Source organism: Pseudomonas sp. AM4(2022), assembly GCF_036346515.1.
Classification (GTDB): domain Bacteria; phylum Pseudomonadota; class Gammaproteobacteria; order Pseudomonadales; family Pseudomonadaceae; genus Aquipseudomonas; species Aquipseudomonas paracarnis.
The window spans coordinates 26,096-47,438 of the sequence record NZ_JAOTNW010000006.1; the positions used below are offsets into that span (position 1 = coordinate 26,096).

Annotated in this window: 19 protein-coding genes and 2 pseudogenes; 9 read left to right on the plus strand and 12 right to left on the minus strand. The window is 61.1% G+C overall.

From position 1 onward, the window contains the following. The first annotated feature begins 40 nt into the window (after positions 1-40). From hisI to ODQ19_RS09945, 9 genes and pseudogenes are all read left to right on the plus strand, one after another. Positions 41-433: a phosphoribosyl-AMP cyclohydrolase gene (gene hisI / locus ODQ19_RS09910; RefSeq protein WP_330209928.1), complete on the plus strand. Its 393-nt coding sequence runs from the start codon at positions 41-43 to the stop codon at positions 431-433. Between the two features lie 2 nt (positions 434-435). Further along, positions 436-768 (plus strand): phosphoribosyl-ATP diphosphatase, encoded by a 333-nt coding sequence (locus ODQ19_RS09915; RefSeq protein WP_003187881.1) that lies wholly within the window; start codon positions 436-438, stop codon positions 766-768. A gap of 26 nt (positions 769-794) precedes the next feature. Further along, positions 795-1,073 carry a twin-arginine translocase TatA/TatE family subunit gene (locus ODQ19_RS09920; RefSeq protein WP_003187877.1) on the plus strand — a complete coding sequence of 93 codons (279 nt, stop codon included), beginning with the start codon at positions 795-797 and terminating at the stop codon, positions 1,071-1,073. A 10-nt stretch (positions 1,074-1,083) separates the two neighbouring features. Then, positions 1,084-1,491, plus strand: coding sequence for a Sec-independent protein translocase protein TatB (tatB, locus tag ODQ19_RS09925; RefSeq protein ID WP_003187876.1), 408 nt, complete (start codon positions 1,084-1,086; stop codon positions 1,489-1,491). Beyond that, positions 1,488-2,279, plus strand: a complete 792-nt coding sequence (gene tatC / locus ODQ19_RS09930) for a twin-arginine translocase subunit TatC (protein ID WP_116666173.1) — start codon at positions 1,488-1,490, stop codon at positions 2,277-2,279. Before tatB ends, tatC begins: the two co-directional genes overlap by 4 nt. Beyond that, on the plus strand, positions 2,276-2,983 hold the full coding sequence (locus tag ODQ19_RS09935) for a 16S rRNA (uracil(1498)-N(3))-methyltransferase (RefSeq protein WP_330209929.1): 708 nt from the start codon (positions 2,276-2,278) through the stop codon (positions 2,981-2,983). The genes tatC and ODQ19_RS09935 overlap by 4 nt, the downstream gene beginning before the upstream one ends. A 226-nt stretch (positions 2,984-3,209) precedes the next feature. Then, positions 3,210-4,268: pseudogene (locus ODQ19_RS28165) on the plus strand (methyl-accepting chemotaxis protein); the annotation flags it as partial. 144 nt (positions 4,269-4,412) lie between these two features. Then, entirely contained in the window at positions 4,413-5,126 is a 714-nt protein-coding gene (locus ODQ19_RS28170; RefSeq protein WP_370712509.1) for a methyl-accepting chemotaxis protein, read from the plus strand. A 135-nt stretch (positions 5,127-5,261) separates the two neighbouring features. Next, the gene (locus tag ODQ19_RS09945) at positions 5,262-7,169 is read left to right on the plus strand and encodes a HAMP domain-containing methyl-accepting chemotaxis protein (protein ID WP_330209931.1); all 1,908 of its coding nucleotides are present in this window, start codon (positions 5,262-5,264) and stop codon (positions 7,167-7,169) included. A gap of 113 nt (positions 7,170-7,282) precedes the next feature. On the opposite strand, the gene ODQ19_RS09950 is transcribed toward ODQ19_RS09945, so the two are convergent. The 12 genes and pseudogenes from ODQ19_RS09950 to hutI all read right to left on the minus strand — a co-directional run bounded on the left by ODQ19_RS09950 (position 7,283) and on the right by hutI (position 21,331). Further along, the gene (locus tag ODQ19_RS09950; protein ID WP_330209932.1) at positions 7,283-8,017 is read right to left on the minus strand and encodes an amino acid ABC transporter ATP-binding protein; all 735 of its coding nucleotides are present in this window, start codon (positions 8,015-8,017) and stop codon (positions 7,283-7,285) included. Continuing rightward, positions 8,010-8,969 carry an amino acid ABC transporter permease gene (locus tag ODQ19_RS09955; protein ID WP_032893984.1) on the minus strand — a complete coding sequence of 320 codons (960 nt, stop codon included), beginning with the start codon at positions 8,967-8,969 and terminating at the stop codon, positions 8,010-8,012. Before ODQ19_RS09955 ends, ODQ19_RS09950 begins: the two co-directional genes overlap by 8 nt. 146 nt (positions 8,970-9,115) lie before the next feature. Next, positions 9,116-9,913 carry a transporter substrate-binding domain-containing protein gene (locus tag ODQ19_RS09960; protein ID WP_116666254.1) on the minus strand — a complete coding sequence of 266 codons (798 nt, stop codon included), beginning with the start codon at positions 9,911-9,913 and terminating at the stop codon, positions 9,116-9,118. Between the two features lie 219 nt (positions 9,914-10,132). Next, the gene (locus tag ODQ19_RS09965) at positions 10,133-10,933 is read right to left on the minus strand and encodes a transporter substrate-binding domain-containing protein (protein WP_330209933.1); all 801 of its coding nucleotides are present in this window, start codon (positions 10,931-10,933) and stop codon (positions 10,133-10,135) included. Between the two features lie 178 nt (positions 10,934-11,111). Then, positions 11,112-13,690, minus strand: a pseudogene (mdoH, locus tag ODQ19_RS09970) (glucans biosynthesis glucosyltransferase MdoH); the annotation flags it as partial. After that, positions 13,683-15,419: a glucan biosynthesis protein G gene (locus ODQ19_RS09975; RefSeq protein ID WP_003187856.1), complete on the minus strand. Its 1,737-nt coding sequence runs from the start codon at positions 15,417-15,419 to the stop codon at positions 13,683-13,685. The pseudogene mdoH and the gene ODQ19_RS09975, both read right to left, overlap by 8 nt. 267 nt (positions 15,420-15,686) lie before the next feature. Continuing rightward, entirely contained in the window at positions 15,687-16,124 is a 438-nt protein-coding gene (gene dtd / locus ODQ19_RS09980) for a D-aminoacyl-tRNA deacylase (protein WP_060764872.1), read from the minus strand. Continuing rightward, positions 16,121-17,092, minus strand: coding sequence for a prolyl aminopeptidase (gene pip, locus ODQ19_RS09985; RefSeq protein ID WP_034125552.1), 972 nt, complete (start codon positions 17,090-17,092; stop codon positions 16,121-16,123). Before pip ends, dtd begins: the two co-directional genes overlap by 4 nt. A gap of 103 nt (positions 17,093-17,195) precedes the next feature. Then, complete coding sequence (locus tag ODQ19_RS09990; protein WP_005783968.1) at positions 17,196-18,125, minus strand: alpha/beta hydrolase; 930 nt, start codon at positions 18,123-18,125, stop codon at positions 17,196-17,198. A 35-nt stretch (positions 18,126-18,160) separates the two neighbouring features. Beyond that, positions 18,161-19,096 carry a choline ABC transporter substrate-binding protein gene (choX, locus tag ODQ19_RS09995; RefSeq protein WP_330209934.1) on the minus strand — a complete coding sequence of 312 codons (936 nt, stop codon included), beginning with the start codon at positions 19,094-19,096 and terminating at the stop codon, positions 18,161-18,163. 216 nt (positions 19,097-19,312) lie between these two features. Continuing rightward, complete coding sequence (gene hutG, locus ODQ19_RS10000; RefSeq protein WP_330209935.1) at positions 19,313-20,113, minus strand: N-formylglutamate deformylase; 801 nt, start codon at positions 20,111-20,113, stop codon at positions 19,313-19,315. A 12-nt stretch (positions 20,114-20,125) separates the two neighbouring features. Next, positions 20,126-21,331, minus strand: a complete 1,206-nt coding sequence (hutI, locus tag ODQ19_RS10005; protein WP_330209936.1) for an imidazolonepropionase — start codon at positions 21,329-21,331, stop codon at positions 20,126-20,128. Positions 21,332-21,343 lie beyond the last annotated feature (12 nt).

Consider the following 21,343-nt stretch of genomic DNA (forward strand, 5'->3'; position numbering starts at 1 on the left):
CCATCCGGTTATACACTGTCGCAAATTGCCGGAGCCGAACATGAAAGACTGGCTGGATGAGATCAAGTGGGACAGTGACGGCCTGGTGCCGGCCATTGCCCAGGACTACAAGACCGGGCGCGTGCTGATGATGGCCTGGATGAACCGCGAGGCCCTGAGCCTCACCGCCGCTGAGCAGCGCGCCATCTACTGGTCACGTTCGCGTGGCAAACTGTGGCGCAAGGGCGAAGAATCGGGGCACGTGCAGATCCTGCATGAGCTGCGCCTGGACTGCGATGCCGACGTGGTGATCCTCAAGGTCGAACAGATCGGCGGCATTGCCTGCCACACTGGCCGCCACAGTTGCTTCTATCGCGTGTTCGAGAATGGCGAGTGGAAGGTTGTGGAGCCGGTGCTCAAAGACCCGCACGCTATCTACCCAGCAGGACACTGAACATGAGCGATACCCTGAACCGTGTGGCCCAGGTGCTGGAAGACCGCAAAGGCGCGGATGCCGACAGCTCCTACGTCGCCAGCCTGTACCACAAAGGTCTGAACAAGATTCTGGAAAAACTCGGCGAAGAATCCGTCGAGACCATCATTGCGGCCAAGGACGCGCAAATCAGCGGTGATTACAGCGATGTAATCTATGAGACCGCAGACTTGTGGTTCCATAGCCTGGTGATGCTCGCCCAACTGGGGCAGCACCCACAGGCCGTGCTGGATGAACTGGACCGTCGCTTCGGCTTGTCCGGACACGCCGAGAAGGCGTCGCGCCCGTCCGCCTGAATAACTAAGACTTGAGGATTTGAAGCATGGGCATTTTTGACTGGAAACACTGGATCGTCATTCTGGTGGTGGTGGTATTGGTGTTCGGCACCAAGAAACTCAAGAACCTGGGCACCGATGTGGGCGAGTCCATCAAGGGCTTTCGCAAAGCCATGAACGATGATGAAAAGCCAGCCGAGCCAAGCGCCAACCCGGTGCCACCGGCCCAGCCTGTTCACCCGCAGGCCACCCAGCCGATCACCGAGCGCCGTACCTTCGATGTGCAGGCTGAAAAGGTCCAAGAGCCGACCCGCAAAGACTCGTGAGCACTGACTAATGTTTGGTATCAGCTTCTCTGAACTGCTCCTCGTCGGCCTGGTGGCCCTGCTGGTACTGGGGCCGGAACGCCTACCCGGTGCCGCACGCACCGCCGGCTTGTGGATCGGGCGCCTCAAGCGCAGTTTTAACGCGATCAAACAGGAAGTTGAACGGGAAATCGGTGCCGACGAAATCCGCCGGCAATTGCACAACGAGCACATCCTCTCGTTGGAGCAGGAAGCCCGCAAGATTCTTTCCCCGGTGCAAGAGCCGGCCAAGCCGGTAACGCCGGTGGCCGAGCACAGCATCGCGCCAGCCCCTGTGGCCGACGCCGCACCGGCAGCGCCCGCCCCAACGACGCCCGCGCCGACGCCCGTTGCGTCGCCCGCACCCCATGACCCTACATTGCCGCCGCGAGCCCCATGAGCGCTGATAAACCGGAAAACGACCAGCACATGCCGCTGGTCTCGCACCTCACCGAGCTGCGTACCCGCCTGCTGCGTTGCGTGGCGGCGATCTTCATCATCTTTGCCGGGCTGTTCGCCTTTACCCAGCAGATCTACACCTTCGTCTCGACGCCCCTGCGCCAGTACCTGCCGGCGGGCGCGACGATGATCGCCACCGATGTGTCGTCGCCGTTCCTGACGCCCTTGAAGCTGACCATGATGGTCTCGCTGTTCCTGGCGATCCCGGTGATCCTGCATCAGATCTGGGGTTTTATCGCGCCGGGCCTGTACAAGCACGAGAAGCGCATCGCCGTGCCGTTGCTGGTGTCGAGCATCCTGCTGTTCTACACCGGCATGGCCTTCGCCTACTTCCTGGTGTTCCCGCTGATCTTCAAGTTCTTCGCCGCCGCTACTCCGGCGGGCGTGGAAATGATGACCGATATCACCAGCTACCTCGATTTCGTGATGACGCTGTTCTTCGCCTTCGGCGTGGCGTTCGAAATTCCGGTGGCGGTGGTGTTGCTGGTGTGGATCGGCGTGGTCGACGTCAAGTACCTGAAGAAGATCCGCCCGTACGTGATCATCGGCTGCTTCGTGGTCGGCATGATCCTCACGCCGCCGGACATCTTCTCCCAGACCTTGCTGGCGGTGCCGATGTGGATGCTGTTCGAAGTGGGCATCCTGTTCAGCGGCTTGATCAGCAAGCGCGGCGAACACCCGGATGACGCACCTGCCGACGACGACCAGCCGCCAGCGACCCAGTCGTGAACCTGTTGTTGCTCGAAGAGGCCGACTTTATCGCGGCCGACCGCGTAGTGCTGCGTGATCGGCGCCTGGTGCATATGCAGGAAGTTCACCGCGTCGCCGTCGGTGACACCCTGCGCGTGGGCCGCATTGGCGGGCTGATGGGCAATGCCCAACTGCTGCGCCTGGAGGCCGCTGAAGCCGAATTGCAAGTGAGCTTCGACCAACCGCCACCGAGCAAACTACCCCTGACCTTGCTGCTGGCCCTGCCCCGCCCGAAGATGCTGCGCCGGGTGCTGCAAACGGTGGCGGCCATGGGCGTGCCCAAGGTAGTGCTGGTCAACAGCTACCGGGTGGAAAAAAGCTTCTGGCAAACCCCGTTCCTGGAGCCTGAAGCGGTGCGCGAGCAACTGATCCTCGGCCTGGAACAAGCGCGGGACACGGTGCTGCCCGAGATCATGATTGAGAAACGCTTCAAACCGTTTGTAGAAGATCGTCTGCCGGCCATGGCGGCTGGCACCTTGGGCCTGATCGGCCATCCGGGCGATTACCCGGCCTGCCCTCGAGCCCTCGAGGAACCGGTGACCCTGGCGATCGGCCCGGAAGGCGGCTGGATTCCCTATGAAGTGGACTTGCTGGCCAAGGCTGGTTTGCAGCCGGTGCAGTTGGGTGCACGCATCCTGCGCGTCGAAACCGCCGTAACGGCCCTGCTCGCCCGCCTGTTCTAACCCCCCGCAGATCAAGCGATCATCTCGCCTTCTGTAGGAGCGAGCTTGCTCGCGAAAAACTCACAGGCGCCGCGTTTACTCAGGAAGCACGCGTTATCGTGGGCGTTTTTCGCGAGCAAGCTCGCTCCTACAGCATCGGCGTTTAGATGTGCATAGCTACAGAATCCCGCGCCCGTGCCGATAGCCTTTGAATAAGTCCAAGCCTTGTTCCAGGGGAGTTCGCAGCATGTATCGTTGGTTAGCCGAGAAGTTGGGGAATGTAAGCGTCAACCGCAAGCTGAGCGTCGGCTTTGGCCTGGTGTTGCTCCTGACGCTGTTGATCACCTTTACCGGCTGGACCGGCCTGGGGGATGTGATCAGTCGCGGCGACAAGCTGGGCTTCATTTCCAGCCTCAATGGCCTGACCAAAGACCTGCGCCTGGCCCGCCTGGACTTCGATATGCGCCGTGGCGAGCAAGGCACCGACGCAGTCACCAGCCTGATCACTCAGCTGGACGACGGCCTTAAAACTGCCGCGCAGTTAATCGAACAACCCAATGACAAGGCTCTCGTCGAACAGCAACAGGAAGCGTTGAGCCAATACAAAAAAGCCTTTGCTGCCATGGTCCAGGCGGGCCTCAAGCGTGAGGGGGCTCGCAGCAAGCTCGGCGACACCGCCGACAATGCCGTGGCCAAAACCAACGAGATTGAAAAAAGCCTGCTGCAAGGCGACAGCGTCACCCAGTTCAACAGCGTGGTTGACCTGAGCAAGCTGATCCAGCAAGCACGCTTCCAGGTACGCGGTTACACCTACAGCGGCAAGGTCGAAGCCGAGCAACCCGCCCTCGACGCTATCGACAATGGCCTGAAGAAAATCACCGAACTGCAAGGCCAACTGCCGGCGCAATACCAGGCCAACCTGCAAGAGGCCGGTGTCTCACTGCAAGCCTATCGCGCCGCCGTCAGTCAATACCGAGACTCTCAGGTGGCCAGTGCCGCAGCCCTCAAAATCATAAGTGCCCAGGGCGATATCCTGTTGGGCCATAGCGAGAAGCTCACCACCTCGCAAACCGCAGTGCGCGACCATGATGTGGCCCAGGCCAAGTACTTATTGCTACTTGCCACTGTACTGGCGGTGGCGTTCGGCCTGTTCGCAGCCTGGGCCATCACCCGCCAGATCGTCATCCCCCTGAACCAGACCCTCAAAGTCGCCGAGCGCGTGGCCTCCGGCGACCTGAGCCACAACCTGGAATCGGGCCGCCAGGACGAACTGGGCCAATTGCAGCGTGCCATGCAAAGCATGACCGTAGGTCTGCGCGAGTTGATCGGCGGGATCAGCGACGGCGTCACCCAGATCGCCAGCGCCGCCGAGCAGTTGTCGGCCGTGACCGAACAAACCAGCGCCGGGGTCAACAGCCAGAAGGTCGAGACCGACCAGGTCGCCACCGCCATGAACGAGATGGCGGCCACGGTGCAAGAAGTGGCGCGCAATGCCGAAGAGGCCTCGGAAGCCGCCGTGGCTGCCGACCAGCAAGCCCGTGAAGGCGACCAGGTGGTGGGTGAAGCCATCGCCCAGATCGAGCGCCTGGCCACCGAGGTGGGTAATTCCACGGTGGCCATGGGTGAACTCAAGCGCGAAAGCGACAAGATCGGCAGTGTGCTCGACGTGATCAAATCCGTGGCCCAGCAAACCAACCTGCTGGCCCTTAACGCCGCCATCGAGGCGGCGCGTGCTGGTGAGGCAGGGCGCGGCTTTGCCGTGGTGGCCGACGAGGTGCGCAGCCTGGCCCAACGCACACAGAAGTCCACTGAAGAGATCGAAGAACTGATCGTCGGCCTGCAAAGTGGTACCCAGCAGGTGGCAACCATCATGGACAACAGCCGCGGGCTGACCGAGAGCAGTGTTGAGCTGACGCGCCGCGCCGGCCACGCGCTGGGCAATATCACCCGCACCGTCTCGACCATCCAGGCGATGAACTCGCAGATCGCCACCGCCGCCGAGCAACAAAGCGCCGTGGCTGAAGAGATCAACCGCAGCGTGTTGAATGTGCGCGACATCTCTGAACAAACCTCGTCGGCCAGCGAAGAAACCGCATCATCCAGTGCCGAACTGGCGCGCCTGGGGATCTACTTGCAGACCCTGGTGGGGCGCTTCCGGGTCTGAATTACCCTACGCGGCGGCTTACCAAAGCCGCCGCAACTTGTGAAATTTCCTACGCAGTTATCAGCCCTCCACGGCCCCGAATCGAATTAGCGTTTCAGGTGTTGCGAAATGCTTTCTCTGATTCGGAGGTTCACCATGTTTTCTCGGCTGACCCGCGTGCTGGTCAATGCCAGCGTCCGCCTCAAGCTCGCCCTGGGTTTTGGCCAAGTGCTGATCCTCAGTTTCCTGATCGCCGCTACGGGCTGGCAAGCCTTGAACGCCGTGCTTTACCGATCCAATAGCCTGACGACCCTGGGTCAATTGGCCGTCGACGCCGAGACCATGCGCGCCAACCGCATCGTGTACCGCACCCTGACAGACAACGGTAGCCTAGGCAAAATGGCCGCGAACATTGAGCGGATCGACCAGCACCTGGCCGACCTTTCAAACCGCCTGAAAGACCCGGCTGACCTGCAGCGACTTGAAGAAGCCAAACGTCTTGCAAGCAACTTCAAAGCCGCGCTGGCGCAACTTCCACCCTTGATCGAACAGCGCGAGCGCATCCGCTCGGTGCTGAAAAAAATCGCCCTGCAAGCCAGCGATACCCTCGCCCAATTTTCCAGTGACCTGCCTGACCAGAACGACGAAAAGGCCCTCGATGCCATCGAGCAACTGCGTCAGGCCATGGAGTTGGCCGAAGATCGCGCCCAGAGCCCCGCCTGGGCCGCGCAATCGCTGGCAATGTATGCAGAGGCCATCGGCAAGGCGCTTGACGCTCTGGAGATCGCGCAAGGCGCTGTCACAGCGCTGCCAGTGGATTCAGCCCTGCTCAAGGCCGACCTGGCCACCTATCGCGAGCAGTTGATCAAGCTCAAGGAAGCCCAGCTCAACGTGGAGACTGTGCAAAACCGCTTCGAACAAGAACTCAATGACCTGCGCGAGAACAGTAACCTGCTGAGCCACAGCCAGAACACTAAGCGAAACAGCGAGGCGGACCACACCCGTACGTTGCTGATCAGCGTGACGGTGGCAGCCCTGGCATTGGGCGCGCTGGCCGCCTGGTGGATCGCCCGACAGATTGCGGTGCCACTGCGGGAAATCCTTGGCGCCGCCCATCGCGTTGCCGAGGGCGACCTCAGCCATGACATGCCGGTAGACCGTCGCGACGAACTCGGCCAATTGCAGCAAAGCATCGGGCAAATGACTCGCAGCCTGCGTAGCCTGATCAGCAGTATCGGTGACAGCGCCCGGCAGATCGCCGGAGCGGCCACGCAGTTATCCACCGTCACCGAGCAGACCCGCAGCGGGCTCAACGAGCAGAAAGATGAAACCGACCAGGTGGCGACGGCAATGAATGAAATGCTCGCCACTGCCCAGGAAGTGGCGCGCCACGCCGAACGCGCCTCGGTAGCGGCCAATGAGGCCGACCAGCAGGCCGGCGCCGGTGAGCAGGTGGTCACCCAGGCGGTGGAGCAGATTGGCAACCTGGCCAGTGAAATGGCGCTGTCGGGCCGTGCGATGCTCGCGCTGCAACAGGAGAGCCAGAAGATCGCCAGTGTGCTGGACGTGATCAAGTCTGTTTCTCAGCAGACCAACCTGCTGGCCCTGAACGCCGCCATCGAAGCGGCACGTGCGGGCACTGCCGGCCAAGGCTTTGCGGTGGTCGCCGACGAAGTGCGCAGCCTGGCCCAACGCACTCAGGAATCGGCCGAGGAGATCGAAGGGCTGATCCTCGGCCTGCATAACGGCACCCAACAGGTGGCGGACATCATGGACAGCAGCCGTAACCTGACCGACAACAGCGTCGCCCTGACCCGCGACGCCGGCGACGCCCTGATCGCCATTGCCCGCACGGTGTCGATCATCCAGGAAATGAACCCGCAGATCGCCGCCGCAGCGGAACAGCAAAGCGCTGTGGCCGAGGAGATCAATCGCAGTGTGTTGAAGGTGCGGGACGTGTCGGAACAGACCGCCGCCGCCAGTGAAGAAACGGCAGCGGCGAGTGTTCAGTTGACGCGGTTGAGCCTGGATTTGCAGACGCTGGTCGACAAGTTCAAGCTCTGAAACACCACCACTGTAGGAGCGAGCTTGCTCGCGAAAGACCCAAGGCCGCCGCGTTCATTCAGGGTGCGCGGCGTTATCGTTGACGTTTTTCGCGAGCAAGCTCGCTCCTACAGTCATAGCACCTGGCGCAGGAAGGCCTGGGCACGCGGGTCTTTTGGCGCATTGAAGAACTCGGCCGGGGCGGCGTCTTCCAGCAGTTTGCCGTGATCGAAAAACAACACCCGGTCTGCCACTTCCCGCGCAAAGCCCATCTCGTGGGTGACGCAAACCATGGTCATGCCTTCCAGGGCCAGGGTCTTCATCACGTCGAGCACTTCACCGACCATTTCCGGGTCGAGGGCCGAGGTGGGCTCGTCAAACAGCATCACCTTGGGCTCCATGGCCAGGGCTCGGGCAATGGCGACCCGCTGCTGCTGGCCGCCAGACAGGCGCGATGGAAACTCGTGGGCCTTCTGCGCAATACCGACCTTTTCCAGCAGCGCCAGGGCCTTGGCCTCGCGCTCTTGCTTGCCACGCTTGCGCACGACCTTTTGCGCCAGGCACAGGTTTTCCAGCACGGTCATGTGGGGGAACAGGTTGAAGTGCTGGAACACCATGCCGACTTCACGGCGGTAGGCATTCACATCGGTTTTAGGGTCGGCCAGTTGCAGGCCGTCGATGCTCACCGAACCCGAGTCGAACTCCTCCAAGCCGTTAAGGCAGCGCAGGAAGGTGGACTTGCCGGAACCCGAGGGGCCGATCACCACCAGCACCTCGCCCTTGGCCACTTGGGTGGTGACATGATCCACCGCGCGCACCAGCTGCCCACGGGTATCGAAGACTTTTACCAGATCGCGCACTTCAATCACTTTGGGCGAGCCTCCGCTCAAGCCGGCTGGCCATCTTCGACAGCGGCAGGTTGATCAGCAGGTACAAGCCCGCCACACAAAACAGAATTTCAAACGGCGAGAACGAGGTGGTGATCACTTCGCGGCCGCTCTTGAGCAACTCGGTAATCGCAATCACCGACACCAGTGAGGTGTCCTTGACCAGGCTGATAAATTGCCCGGCCAGGGGCGGCAGCACGCGCTTGAAGGCCTGAGGCAGTACCACGTGACGCATCGACTGGCTGGCACTCAAGCCCAGGGAGCGCGCCGCTTCGTCCTGGCCGCGGGTGATGGACTGCACGCCGGCGCGCACGATTTCTGCCACGTAGGCACCCGTGAACAACGACAGCGCGGCAATCCCGGCAAACTCCCGGGACAGGTTGAGCACCGTGCCGATGAAGAAATAGAAAATGAAGATCTGCACCAGCAGCGGCGTGCCCCGCACCAGCTCGACGTAGATTGTCGACAGATCGCGCAAGGTGGGGTTTTTCGACAGCCGGCACAGCCCGGTCGCCAAGCCAATCGCCAAACCCAGGATGCCGGACACCACCGACAGCCACAGCGTGGTCCACAAGCCCCACATCAACGGCCCCAATGCCCATTGCCGGGTCACGCCGACCACATCGCCTTCAGCCACATCGTCGCCGCGCGCCACTTGCAGGCTGTTATCGGCGACGGTGAGCTTTTGCTCCACTCCGGCGTCGTTGCGCAGGGTGACTTCGGCCGTATCGCCTTTGCGCACCAACTCGACCACGGTGGAAATATCCGCGGCGCGCTGGGAGGTCTCGGCTTGATAGGCGAAGTATTGGGGGACGCGGTTCCAGCGCCATTCGTAAGACATCAACGACGTGGCGTAATACAAGGCACCCGCCAGGCCGACCAGCACGACCACCGTCAGCAGGTGCCAGGGCCATTGGGCTTTTTTCTGTTTCATTTCACTTTCCAGTTTTTTGTCGCCTGTCATGCCGCCTTCGCGAGCAAGCCCGCTCCCACACTTGACCGAGTTGTAACATGAAAATGCGGTCAAAATGTGGGAGCGGGCTTGCTCGCGAAGGGCGCGACGCGGTGCCCAGTCAGGCCTTATTCCATGTCCTTGAGCCACTCGGAGCTCTTGAACCACTTGTCATGGATGCGATCGTAGGTGCCGTCGTTACGGATCTGGTGCAGGAAGTTGTTGATGAAGTTGATGCTGTCGTAATCGCCTTTCTTCAAACCGAACGCCAGGGGTTCAAAGGTGAAGGGTTCTTCCAGGAACACCAGCTTGCCGTTCCCGACTTTCTTCTCGGCCACCACGTTGTACGGTGCGTCGTAGACGAACGCGTCAGCCTTGCCGTTGACTACGTCGAGCACGCCTTCCTGCTCGTTGTCGTAGCCGTGGTACTTGGCCTTGGAGATCAGCTTCTTGGCAACCATCTCACCGGTGGTGCCGAGCTTGGAGGTCAGGCGGTACTTCTCGTCGTTCAGGTCTTTGTAGGACTTGATGGTGCCTTCCAGATCCTTGCGGATCAACAGCGTCTGGCCGACCACGATGAAGGGTTCGCTGAAGTTCAGGCGCAGGTTGCGTTCCTGGGTCAGGGTCATGCCGCTGCCAATCATGTCGAACTTGCCGGTCAGGAAGGCCGGGATGATGCCGTCGTACCCGGTGGACACCAGTTCCAGCTTGACGCCCATGGACTTGGCCATAGCCTTGAGGATGTCCACTTCGAAACCGATGATTTCACCGCGCTTGTCGGTCATTTCGAACGGCATGTAGGTGGGGTCCATGCCGACCTTCAACGTGCCACGCTTGACTGCCTCATCAATGGCGCCGGCCTGGGCCGCGGTGGCGGCGACCAGCGCGGTGACGCCGAGCATCAGCATCGAAAGATACTTTTTCATCATCAAGACCCCTGAACGATTCTTATAAGGTGGGCGCACAAGAGGGCTGCGCCATTTCGGGGTGCGATCCTAACCCACTCGTTGTCCGCCACAAAGGTTTCACCGGTAAATGTTATCGGCGTGTGTCGGAAAACACTGACAGCGACCCTGCCAAGCACAGGCGCAGACGCTTGCGCGCGGCCTCTCGATTAGGGATTGATGTGTAAGCAGTTATGACGATCAGTCGATCTCGGCTATCCACGCCGTATCCCTGAACCACTTGTCATGCAGACGATCGTAGGTGCCGTCCTGGGCGATCTGGTTGAGAAAATGGTTGATCCAATTGAGGCTGTCGTAATCGCCTTTTTTCAGGCCGAACGCCAAAGGCTCAAAGGTGAAGGGTTGCTCCAGTACCAACAATGCACTGTTCTGCGGCCGACTCATCGCGATCAGGTTGTAGGGCGCATCATGGATAAAAGCATCGGCCTTGCCTTCAACGACCTGCCGCACGCCTTCTTCCGGGTTGGCCACACTGTTGAGCCGCGCTGATAGGAGAAAGCGCTGTGCCGCGGCTTCGCCGGTGGTGCCTTGGGTTGCAACGACGCGGTAACTGGGATCGTCCAGTTCTTCAATACTGGACACTCTCCCGCCCAGGCGCGGATGCAGCAGCACCGTCTGGCCCACCACGATAAACGAGTCACTGAAGTTGAGCTTGAGGTTGCGCTCCTGAGTGACCGTCATGCCGCTGCCAATCAGATCAAACTTGTTCGCCATCAGCCCCGGCAGCAACTCCGTGTAGGGCACCGCCACCAATTCAAGTTCTACACCCAGTGCGCGGCTCATGGCGTGGAGCAAGTCAATTTCAAAGCCGACGATGCGCCCCTGCTTATCGAGCATTTCGAAGGGCACGTTATTGGGGGTGGTGCCGACCTTAAGCACGCCACGGCGCGCAGCATTGTCCAGCGCGCCGGCGTAAAGCAGGCCTGCCTGTCCCCCCAGGAAAAAGCCCATCAGCAATGCCAAACAATACCTTTTGATCATGAATGCCCCCGTAGCGAGTCCAATTTGGGGGGCGATCCTAACCCAGCCGCAGGCACGGCAATACGCTTCGAACAAAGGTCTTTTGTTTCGAAATAACAAGGAGTTAGCGATAAAAGGAAGGTGCTAAAAACGCTGTAGGACCAACGTTTGAAACACCCCCGAAGTGAGCCTTCGGGGGTGCCTGAATCAGGCCGGCTGGGCCTGGGGCGACTGTGGTTGCAGAGGCAGCAATGGCGCGTGCGGATCTGCCTTGATCGAGGCACGCCAAGCGCCGAGCCACTCGGCATGACCTTCGCTCCACACCTGCTCATGCAGACGAGCCAGGGCCACCGGGTCGCTGAGCAAGGCCAGGCGTTCGCTGTTATTGAGGCCGGCCGGGCCGACTTTCAACGCGTGGCGAACACGCTCCATGCGCAGGTACTCGATGGGCTCGGCCTCACGGTGCCGCGAGGTCGCCAAGGCGCAGGCCAGGGCGTTCTGCTGCGGGTCGACCACCGAACGCACAAAGCCGTCGTTGAGGGCGTGCCAACGGTTTTCGTGGGTGTACTTCTCAGTCGACAGCAGGGCTTGCGGCGGGTTGTATTCCTCAGGGATCAGGAACAGGCTCTCGTCGCGAGACTTGAGGCCCAGCTTGACCCGGCTGGAAATCACCGACACCGGGATCGACAGCATCAGCGAGCCGACAATCGGCACCAGCCACCACAGGAAGCTTGGGTTCAGCCACACCACCAGCAGCGCCCACAGGAAGCCCAGCACGGTTTGCGGACCGTGGCGCTTGACCGCTTCGCTCCATGGTGTGGAGTCGTCGTCACGTTGCGGCGAGTTCCAGGTAGCGGCCCAGCCAAGGAACGCGGCGAGCACGAAGCGGGTGTGGAAGATCATCCGCACCGGCGCCAACAGCATGGAGAACAACATCTCCAACAGCATCGACAGGGTGACCTTGAACTTGCCACCGAACTCTTTGGCGCCCTTGGCCCAGATCAAGATGATGCTGAGCAGTTTAGGCAGGAACAGCAGCACGATGGTGGTGGAGAACAGCGCCACCGCCTTGTCCGGGTGCCATTGTGGCCACAGCGGGTACAACTGGCGCGGGGCCATGAAGTACTGCGGCTCCATCAGCGTGTTCACCGCCAGCAACGCCGTGGACAGCACCAGGAAGAAGAACCACAACGGCGCCGACAGGTAGGACATCACGCCGGTGAGGAACACCGCACGGTGCACCGGGTGCATGCCTTTAACCAGGAACAGGCGGAAGTTCATCAGGTTACCGTGGCACCAGCGTCGGTCACGCTTGAGTTCATCCAGCAGGTTGGGCGGCAGTTCTTCGTAGCTGCCCGGCAGGTCGTAGGCAATCCACACGCCCCAGCCGGCACGGCGCATCAGCGCGGCTTCAACGAAGTCGTGGGAAAGAATCGCACCGGCAAACGCGCCTTTACCTGGCAACGGCGCCAGGGCGCAGTGCTCGATAAACGGCTTCATACGGATAATGGCGTTGTGGCCCCAGTAGTGGGATTCACCCAACTGCCAGAAGTGCAGGCCGGCGGTAAACAGTGGGCCGTAGACGCGGGTGGCGAACTGCTGCATGCGCGCATACAGGGTGTCCATGCCCGACGCACGTGGCGCGGTCTGGATAATCCCGGCATCCGGCGTGGCCTCCATCAGGCGCACAAGGCTGGTCAGGCACTCGCCGCTCATCACACTGTCGGCGTCGAGAACGACCATGTACTTGTAGTCACCCCCCCAACGACGGCAGAAGTCGTCGAGGTTGCCGCTCTTGCGCTTCACGCGACGGCGACGACGGCGATAGAAGATCTTGCCGAAGCCACCGGCTTCGCGGCATACGTCGAGCCAGGCTTGCTGTTCGGCGATGCAGATGTCGGCGTCGTTACTGTCGCTGAGCACGAAGAAATCGAAGCGATCCAGGTCGCCGGTCGCGGCCACCGATTCGAACGTCGCACGCAAACCGGCGAATACACGCGGCACGTCTTCGTTACAGATCGGCATCACCAGGGCGGTGCGCGCATCTTTCGGAATCGGCTCGTCACCGGCACTTTTGCCGGAGATACGGTATTTATCGTGACCGGTCAGCAGCTCCAGGAAGCCCATGAGCGCAGTCCAGAAACCGGCCGACACCCAGCAGAACAGAATCCCGAACATAATCAGGATGCTGGTTTGCAGCGCATAAGGCAGTACCTGGGTAGCGGTTTGCAGCAGGGTCTGGTTGCGGATCTCGTCGAAGTCCACCAGCGACCAGCCCTGGTACGGCATGATGCCTTTCATGTACCAGCCGGCCACGATGGTCTGGCCCAGCATCAGCACCAGCAGGATGTAACGACGGATCGAGCCCACGGTACGCCAGCGCGCAGCCGGCAGTACCCGCTCGTCTTTCGGTGGCTTGGGCGGGTTGGTGCGACCGGTCATCCGGCGCCAGCCGCGCACCAGGATGTTGGTACGCCAAGGCTCGGGCACCACTTTGGTCCGGCGGATCGGCGGCGTGGCCTTGAGGCACACACGACCGCTGGCATCGAGCGCAAGCATCTCGGCGTCTTGCAGCTCTTCGGCGCTGTTGAGAGTCAAGCGGCGGCCAACCGACGCTTGGGCAGCGTCGGTCGGTGCGTCGAAGGTCTTGGACGACAGACGTTCGTGCAACTCGCTGAAAGACTTGCAGCCCGCCAGCTCGGCGCGCTGCTCAGCCGTCATGGGTAGATGCGCCAGGTACTCGGACAGAGTCTCTGGCTTGACTTGAGAATTACTCATCGGCAGGCAACTGATAGCTCCAGGTTTCGGTCAGGACTTGCTCGGTCTTGATCGGCTCCGGTGTGGCTGGGGCAGCCTCAGGCTGTTTGGCTTCCTTGTCCTTGGCGTCTTTCTTGGCCTGCTTCTCATGCTGCTTGGCCAAGACTTTATCGGCCTTGAGCACATGGTTGGAAACCGACTCAGGCTCAGGCTGCACGATATCCTGCACCAGCGCCGCACGCATTTCGGTCGGCTTGCTTGCGTCCTTGATCTTCATACGCAGGGTCAGGCGCCAGCCTTTGGTGTGTTCGTTGTAGCGCACGCTGTTTTCAACCAGTTCAGCATTATCACCCACGCTCACCTGGCTACGTACCGGAGCGTCCGGCAGCAGTTTCTTCAGGGACGGGCCCTCGAAGTCCACTAGATAGGCCACGCTGCCATCCGGCTGACGGATCAGGTTCGATTGCTTCACGTCACCAGTGGAGCGCAGGGTCTGCTTGACCCAGGCACTGTCCGGCGAATGGAAGGCCGCGTCGTCCAATGTCCAGTGCAGACGGTAGGCCACGTCCAGCGGCTTGCCGACTTCCGGCAGCTCGGCCGGGCTCCAGAAGGCCACGATGTTGTCGTTGGTCTCATCGGCGGTCGGGATCTCGACCAGGTCGACAGAGCCTTTGCCCCAATCGCCCTCAGGTTCGATCCAGGCGCTTGGGCGCTTGTCGTAGTTGTCGTCCAGGTCTTCGTAGTGGCTGAAGTTGCGACCACGCTGCAGCAGGCCGAACCCACGCGGGTTCTCGACGCTGAAGTTGCTGACCGACAGGTGTTTAGGGTTGTTCAGCGGACGCCAGATCCACTCCCCATTGCCGGCGTGAATCGACAGGCCGCTGGAATCGTGGAGCTCGCGACGGTAGTTGAGGACCTTGGACGGCTGGTTGGCGCCGAACAGGAACATCGAGGTCAACGGCGCAACGCCCAGCTTGCTGACCTTGTCACGCAGGAACATCTGGGATTTGACGTCCACTACGGTGTCGGTGCCAGGACGCAGGATCAGGCGGTAGGCGCCGGTCGCGCGCGGCGAATCCAGCAGCGCAAAAATCACCAGGTGCTTGTCACCCGGCTTTGGTCGCTCGATCCAGAACTCGGTGAAACGCGGGAATTCTTCGCCAGACGGCAACGCGGTGTCGATCGCCATGCCACGGGCAGACAAGCCATACACCTGGTCCTTGCCCACGACGCGGAAATAGCTGGCGCCGAGCATGGTCATGATTTCGTCTTGCTTGTCGGCTTTGTTGATCGGGAAAAGTACACGGAAACCGGCGTAACCCAGCTGTTCGGTGGCTTTAGGATCAAATTTCACGTCGCCGAAATCGAAACGCGTCGGGTCGTACTTGATTTCGTGCACGCTGTCGGCGGTGACTTCGTTGATTTTCACCGGGGTGTCGAAATGCATCCCCTGATGATAGAAGGACAGCTTGAACGGGGTGTTCTGATCGGCCCACTCGGCTTTTTCATTGCGGAAACGAATCTTCTGGTAGTCAGCGAATTTCATTTCGCGGAATTCGTTCGGCAAATTGCTGCGCGGAGCTTCGTATTTCTGCCCGGCCAGCTCTTTCGCCTTGGCCGACACATCATCCAGACTGAACGCCCACAGTTGACCCGCGCCGAACAAGCAAAACAGGGCAGAGCCCGTCACCAGTGCGTTTCGCAACCGTTTGGCAGACAATTTTGGTGCATTACAGGGACTAACAATCACGAGCAACCCTCGCCGAAAACAGATCAAAAAACCAACGGCCAGCTATCTATATGCCAGGTTGGCGAGCAATGTTCCGACTCCTCTGGGGCAAAATGATTCCCCACGTGGTTGTCGGACAAGGCTCTACCTAAGTCAAAAATGGACCAAACAACGCTGATCCCCGTAGCGCGCGATTATCTAGTAGCCCGCGAGACAACGCATCAGGGACAGTGAAGTATTTGTAGCGAAACCCTGCGTTTTTAGGCATTAACGTCGCTTTTCATACATTCATGTCTGTAAGAGGAAGGTCACAGGGCCATCATTGACCAAGTGCACCTGCATATCGGCGCCAAAACGCCCTGACGCCACCTTGCCATGCAATTGTTGCGCTTGTAACAACAAGTGCTCAAAAAGCGCCGCTCCCAGAGCCGGAGGAGCCGCCGTGGAGAAACTGGGCCGCAGCCCGCTTTTGGTATCCGCGGCCAGGGTGAACTGCGACACCAGCAGCAAACCGCCGCCGATGTCCTTGAGGGACAGGTTCATCTTGCCCTCCTCGTCACTGAACACCCGATAGTTAAGCAGCTTGTGCAACAGTTTGTCGGCGCTCTCGGGCGTATCTGAAGGCTCGACGGCGACCAGCACCAGCAAACCCTGGTCAATCGAGCCTACCACCTCCCCTGCTACCTCAACCCGGGCGCCACGCACCCGCTGCAACAGGCCCTTCATGCTTCTTCAGGCGGCAGGTCGAGCAGGCGCCGGGCCATTTCGCCGGTCGCACGCACCAGCGCGTCGGTGATACCGGGTTCAGATGCCGCATGCCCTGCTTCGCGGATCACCTGCAATTCACTGTTGGGCCAGGCCTGGTGCAGCTCCCAGGCGTTATCCAGCGTGCAGATCATATCGTAGCGCCCATGGATGATGACGCCAGGCAGATGGGCGATCTTGTGCATATCGCGAATCAGCTGGTTGGGTTCCAGGAAAGAGTTGTTGGTGAAGTAATGGCACTCGATACGTGCGATAGACAATGCGCGCTGCGGCTCGGAAAAACGCTCCACATGCTGCGGGCTCGGGCACAGGCCCAACATACGGCCTTCCCAGCCCGACCAGGCTTTGGCCGCGTGCATCTGGGCGATCTGGTCGTTGCCGGTCAGGCGCTTGTGGTAGGCGGCGATCATGTCGTGGCGCTCTTCCACCGGGATCGGTGCCACGTAGTCCTGCCAGTAATCCGGGAACAGGCGGCTCGCGCCCTCCTGGTAGAACCAGCGAATATCCTGGGGGCGTGCGAGGAAGATGCCGCGCACGATCAGGCCATGCACGCGCTCGGGGTGGGTTTGCGCGTAGGCCAGGGCCAGGGTCGAGCCCCAGGAGCCGCCGAACAGCACCCACTTGTCGATGCCCAGGTGCTCGCGGATGCGCTCAAGGTCTGCGACCAGATCCCAGGTGGTGTTGTTCTCAAGGCTCGCCCTTGGCGTGGAGCGGCCGCAGCCACGCTGGTCGAAGGTGACAATATGGTAGAGGTTCGGGTCGAAGTAGCAGCGGCTCTGGGCGTCGCAACCGGAGCCGGGGCCTCCATGGATGAACACGACAGGCAAGCCTTCGGGGGAGCCACTTTCATCGACATACAGGGTGTGGGTGTCATCGACAGCCAGATCGTGCCGGGCGTAGGGTTTGATCTGCGGGTACCAAGTCTGCATTGCGTGCTCCGTAGGGTGTCGGGTTCATCCCTGGGGGGACGTCTATTATTTTGCCGTCTGGCATCATAAACCCGAATTGTGCAATGAGCATGTCCTTGAGCACTTAGACCTGTGTCAGCAGTTCGCGCCTCAGGTAACCGAGCAGATAGTCATACAGCCGATCCACCTCCGGCACCTGGCCGCGTGCACGCAAACAACCGTGGACCAGCCCTTTGCCGGGATACAGCACGGTTTCCACGCCTGCAGCTTGCAGGCGCTCGGCGTACAGCCGGCCGTCATCGCGCAGCGGGTCGAACTGGGCTACGGCGATCAGCGCCTTGGGTAGCCCGTCGAACGCCTCGGCCAGCAATGGCATGGCGTAGGGCGAGGGTATGCGCGTGTCACCCAGGTACAACGCCAAGTAATCCTCAGTGTCGGCACGGCTGAGCAACGGTGCATCCCAGCAATCAGCCCGCGAGGGCAAGTCGGCGGGGCCACCCAAGCCTGGGTAAACCAGCACCTGGGCGCGGGGCATTGCTTGCCGGTCATCGCGCAGCCCCAGGCACAACGCCGCCGCCAGGTTGCCACCGGCGCTGTCGCCCATCACCACCAGCCGTTCGAGGTTGATGGCAGGCAGCCCCTCGCCTGCCTGGATCGCCTGCCATACCGCCCGGCAATCGTTGTAGGCCGCGGGGTAAGGATGCTCAGGGGCCAAGCGGTAGTCGATGGCGATCACCAACACTTGCAGCGTGGCGGCCAGTTCAAAGCAGATGAAATCGTGGGAGTCCAGCCCGCCGACGACCCAACCGCCACCGTGCATATAGAGGAGGCAAGGCCAGCCTTCTGCTGGATCAGGCGCCTCGGGCCGATAGCTGCGCACGCTGACACTTCCTACAGAAAAATCTGCGATGTGCAGCCCTGCGGGTACGGGCGGGGTAAATGCCTGGCACATGCGGTTGTAGGTTTGGCGCAGGCCAGCCAGCGATGAGTCATCGCTGGTAAAAGCTTCGGTCTTGGCAACAAAGGCGCGCATCTGCGAAGAAATAGGGTACATGTGCACACCTTATTCACACTGGTCCGATGGTGTCTCTAGGGTTTAAGGCTGGCCTGGACGGCAGCAACACCATCGCTGCCATCAAAGGCTGCCACCCCGGCCAACCAGCGCTGTAGATCCTCGGGATGCTCGCGCAGCCATTTTTTCGCCACTTCCTGGGGCGACTGGCGCGCCATGATCGGCACCATCCACTGGCTTTCCTGGGCGGCGGTGAAGGTCAGGTTGGTGAGCAGCCGGTTGGCGTTCGGGCAGCGCTCGGCAAAATCCGGCGCTGTCACCGTAGACACCGTGGCGCGACCTTCGTTGGGGCCGAACACATCTTCACTGCCGGTGAGGTAGGCCATTTGCATGTTCAGGTTCATCGGGTGCGGAGTCCAGCCGACGAACACCACGAACTCTTTGCGATTCACCGCACGTTGCACCGCAGCGAGCATCCCCGCTTCACCGGACGCGACCAGCTTGAAGCCGTCCAGGCCAAAGCGGTGGGTGTCGATCATCTTCTGGATATCGGTATTGGCACCGCTGCCCGGCTCGATGCCGTAGATCTTGCCGCCGAGTTTGTCCTTGAAGCGGGCAATGTCGGCAAAGGTCTTCAAGCCGGCATCGGCCACGTATTGCGGCACCGCCAGGGTGGCCTGGGCATCGGCCAGGCTCGGCGTGTCGAGCACCTTGACCTGCCCGGCCGCCAGGAACGGGGCGATGTTGTTGTCCATCGCCGGTTTCCAGTAACCGAGGAAGATATCCAGGCGCTTGTCACGGATACCGGCAAAGATGATCTGCTGCACGGCGCTGGTCTGTTTGCTGTCGTAGCCCAGGCCACTGAGCAGCACGTCCGCCATGCCAGAGGTGGCAACCACATCGGTCCAACTGACCACGCCCATGCGGATGGTTTTGCAGGAGGCCGGTTCGGCGGCCATGGCATGGCTGCTCACATAGCCACTGAGCATGAGGGTCAACAACAGTCGTTTCATGGAAGTGGTCTCACTCGGCAGTTTTTTATTGTGGGGATGGCGTCTGATGCGCCCTACTCACAACCTTACCCAGCAAAACCCTGATGAACTCGACCTGTGGCGACCGGCAGTTGCACAGGGGCGACTGTTGGGCCGTCATCGCAGGCAAGCCAGCTCCCACATGTTGATCTGTGAACCCATTCAAGTGTGGGAGCTGGCTTGCCTGCGATAGCGACTTCAGCCGTAGCGCTTTTGTCCCCAGGCCAACAGCCCGTCCAGCAACTGCCTCAACACCACCCGAGTCGGCTCGGCCAAATCCTGGCGATAACGGAACGGTTCGAACTCCTCCATATAGGTGCTCTGGCACAACTCCAGCTGCACCGCGTGGATATCCTGCGCCGGGTTGCCATAGTGACGGGTGATATGGCCGCCTTTGAAGCGCCCATTCAACACATGGGTGTACTGCGGGTGCTGGGCGCAAATCGCTTCCAGTTGGCTGGCCAGCTGCGGGTCGCATGCAGCGCCGTTGAAAGTACCCAGGTTGAAGTCCGGCAATTTGCCGTCGAACAGGTGCGCGATTACCGAGCGGATCGAGTGCGCATCGAACAGCAACGCATAGCCGAACTCGGCCTTGAGGCGTGCCAGTTCTTCTTGCAATTGGCGGTGGTACGGCCCCCAGATTTTTTGCAGGTAGTTGGCCCGCTCCTCCTCGGAGGGCGTTTGCCCTTCACGGAACAACGGCACGCCATCGAACAGCGTCTCGGGGTACAGGCCAGTGGTAGCTCCGGCATACAGCGGCGTGTTGTCGGAGGGCCGGTTGAGGTCGATGACAAACCGCGAGTACTCCGCAGCCAGGGTGCTGGCGCCCAGTTCTTCAGCAAAGTCATACAACAGGGGGATATGCCAGTCGGTATCCGGCAGGCTTTGCGCCTCGGGGATCAACCCAGCCTCCACCGCAGGGGTGAGGCGCAGGCCGGCGTGGGGCATGCTGATCAGCAGCGGTACGCGGCCTTGTTTGAATGTCAGAACCTTATCCACAACTGCATCCTCTCAAACAGTGACGTCGACGCCGTGGCGCACGACGCGTTTATCCAGTTCGCCACCCAGCCAGTAGGCCAGGTCGGCGGGGCGGTCGATCTGCCAGGCGACAAAATCCGCGACCTTGCCCACTTCCAGGGAACCATGGGTATCGCCCAGGCCCAACGCGGTGGCCGCGTGTTGCGTGGCGCCGGCCAGGGCTTCTTCCGGGGTCATGCGGAACAGGGTGCAGGCCATGTTCAGCATCAGCCGCACCGACAGCGCCGGTGAGGTGCCGGGGTTGAGATCGCTGGCGATGGCAATCTTCACGCCGTGCTTGCGCAGGGCCTCCATCGGCGGCAACTGGGTTTCACGCAGGAAGTAAAAAGCGCCCGGCAGCAATACGGAGACGGTGCCGGCAGCGGCCATGGCAATGGCGTCTTCTTCGGTCATGAATTCCAGGTGGTCGGCCGACAACGCGTGGTAGCGCGCCGCCAAGCTTGAGCCATGCAACGACGAGAGTTGCTCGGCGTGCAGCTTCACCGGCAAGCCAAGTTGCTGGGCGACCTTGAATACCCGCTCAACCTGCTCCGGGGAAAACGCCAGGTATTCACAGAAGGCGTCGACCGCATCCACCAACCCCTCGGCGGCCAGGGCCGGCAGCATCTGGCTGCAGATGTGCTCGATGTAGTCGTCGGCACGGTCCTTGTACTCTGGCGGCAACGCGTGGGCGGCCAGGCAGGTGGCGCGCACGCTGACCGGCAGCGCTTCACCCAAGCGCCGGGCCACGCGCAACATCTTGCGTTCGTTGGCCAGGTCCAAGCCGTAGCCGGACTTGATCTCCACCGTGGTCACGCCGTCACGCAGCAAACTGCGCAGGCGCTTTTTGGCGCTCAAGAACAGCTCATCTTCGCTCGCCGCACGGGTTGCGCGCACAGTGCTGGCAATGCCGCCGCCCTTGGCCGCGATCTCGGCGTAGCTGACACCTTCGAGGCGCTGCTCGAACTCGCCGCTGCGGTTGCCGCCAAATACCGTATGGGTGTGGCAATCGATCAGCCCGGGGGTGACCCACGCGCCTTGCAGGTCATGCACCTGGGCGTAATCCGCCGTCGGCGCCTGGCTGCGGGGGCCGACCCACTCGATGAGCGAGCCGGCAGTCACCATGGCGGCATCCTCGATGATCGAGTACTTGCCATTGGCCATGGTTGCGACGTGGCAGTGTTGCCAAAGCGTTTTCATCAACGCCTCCCT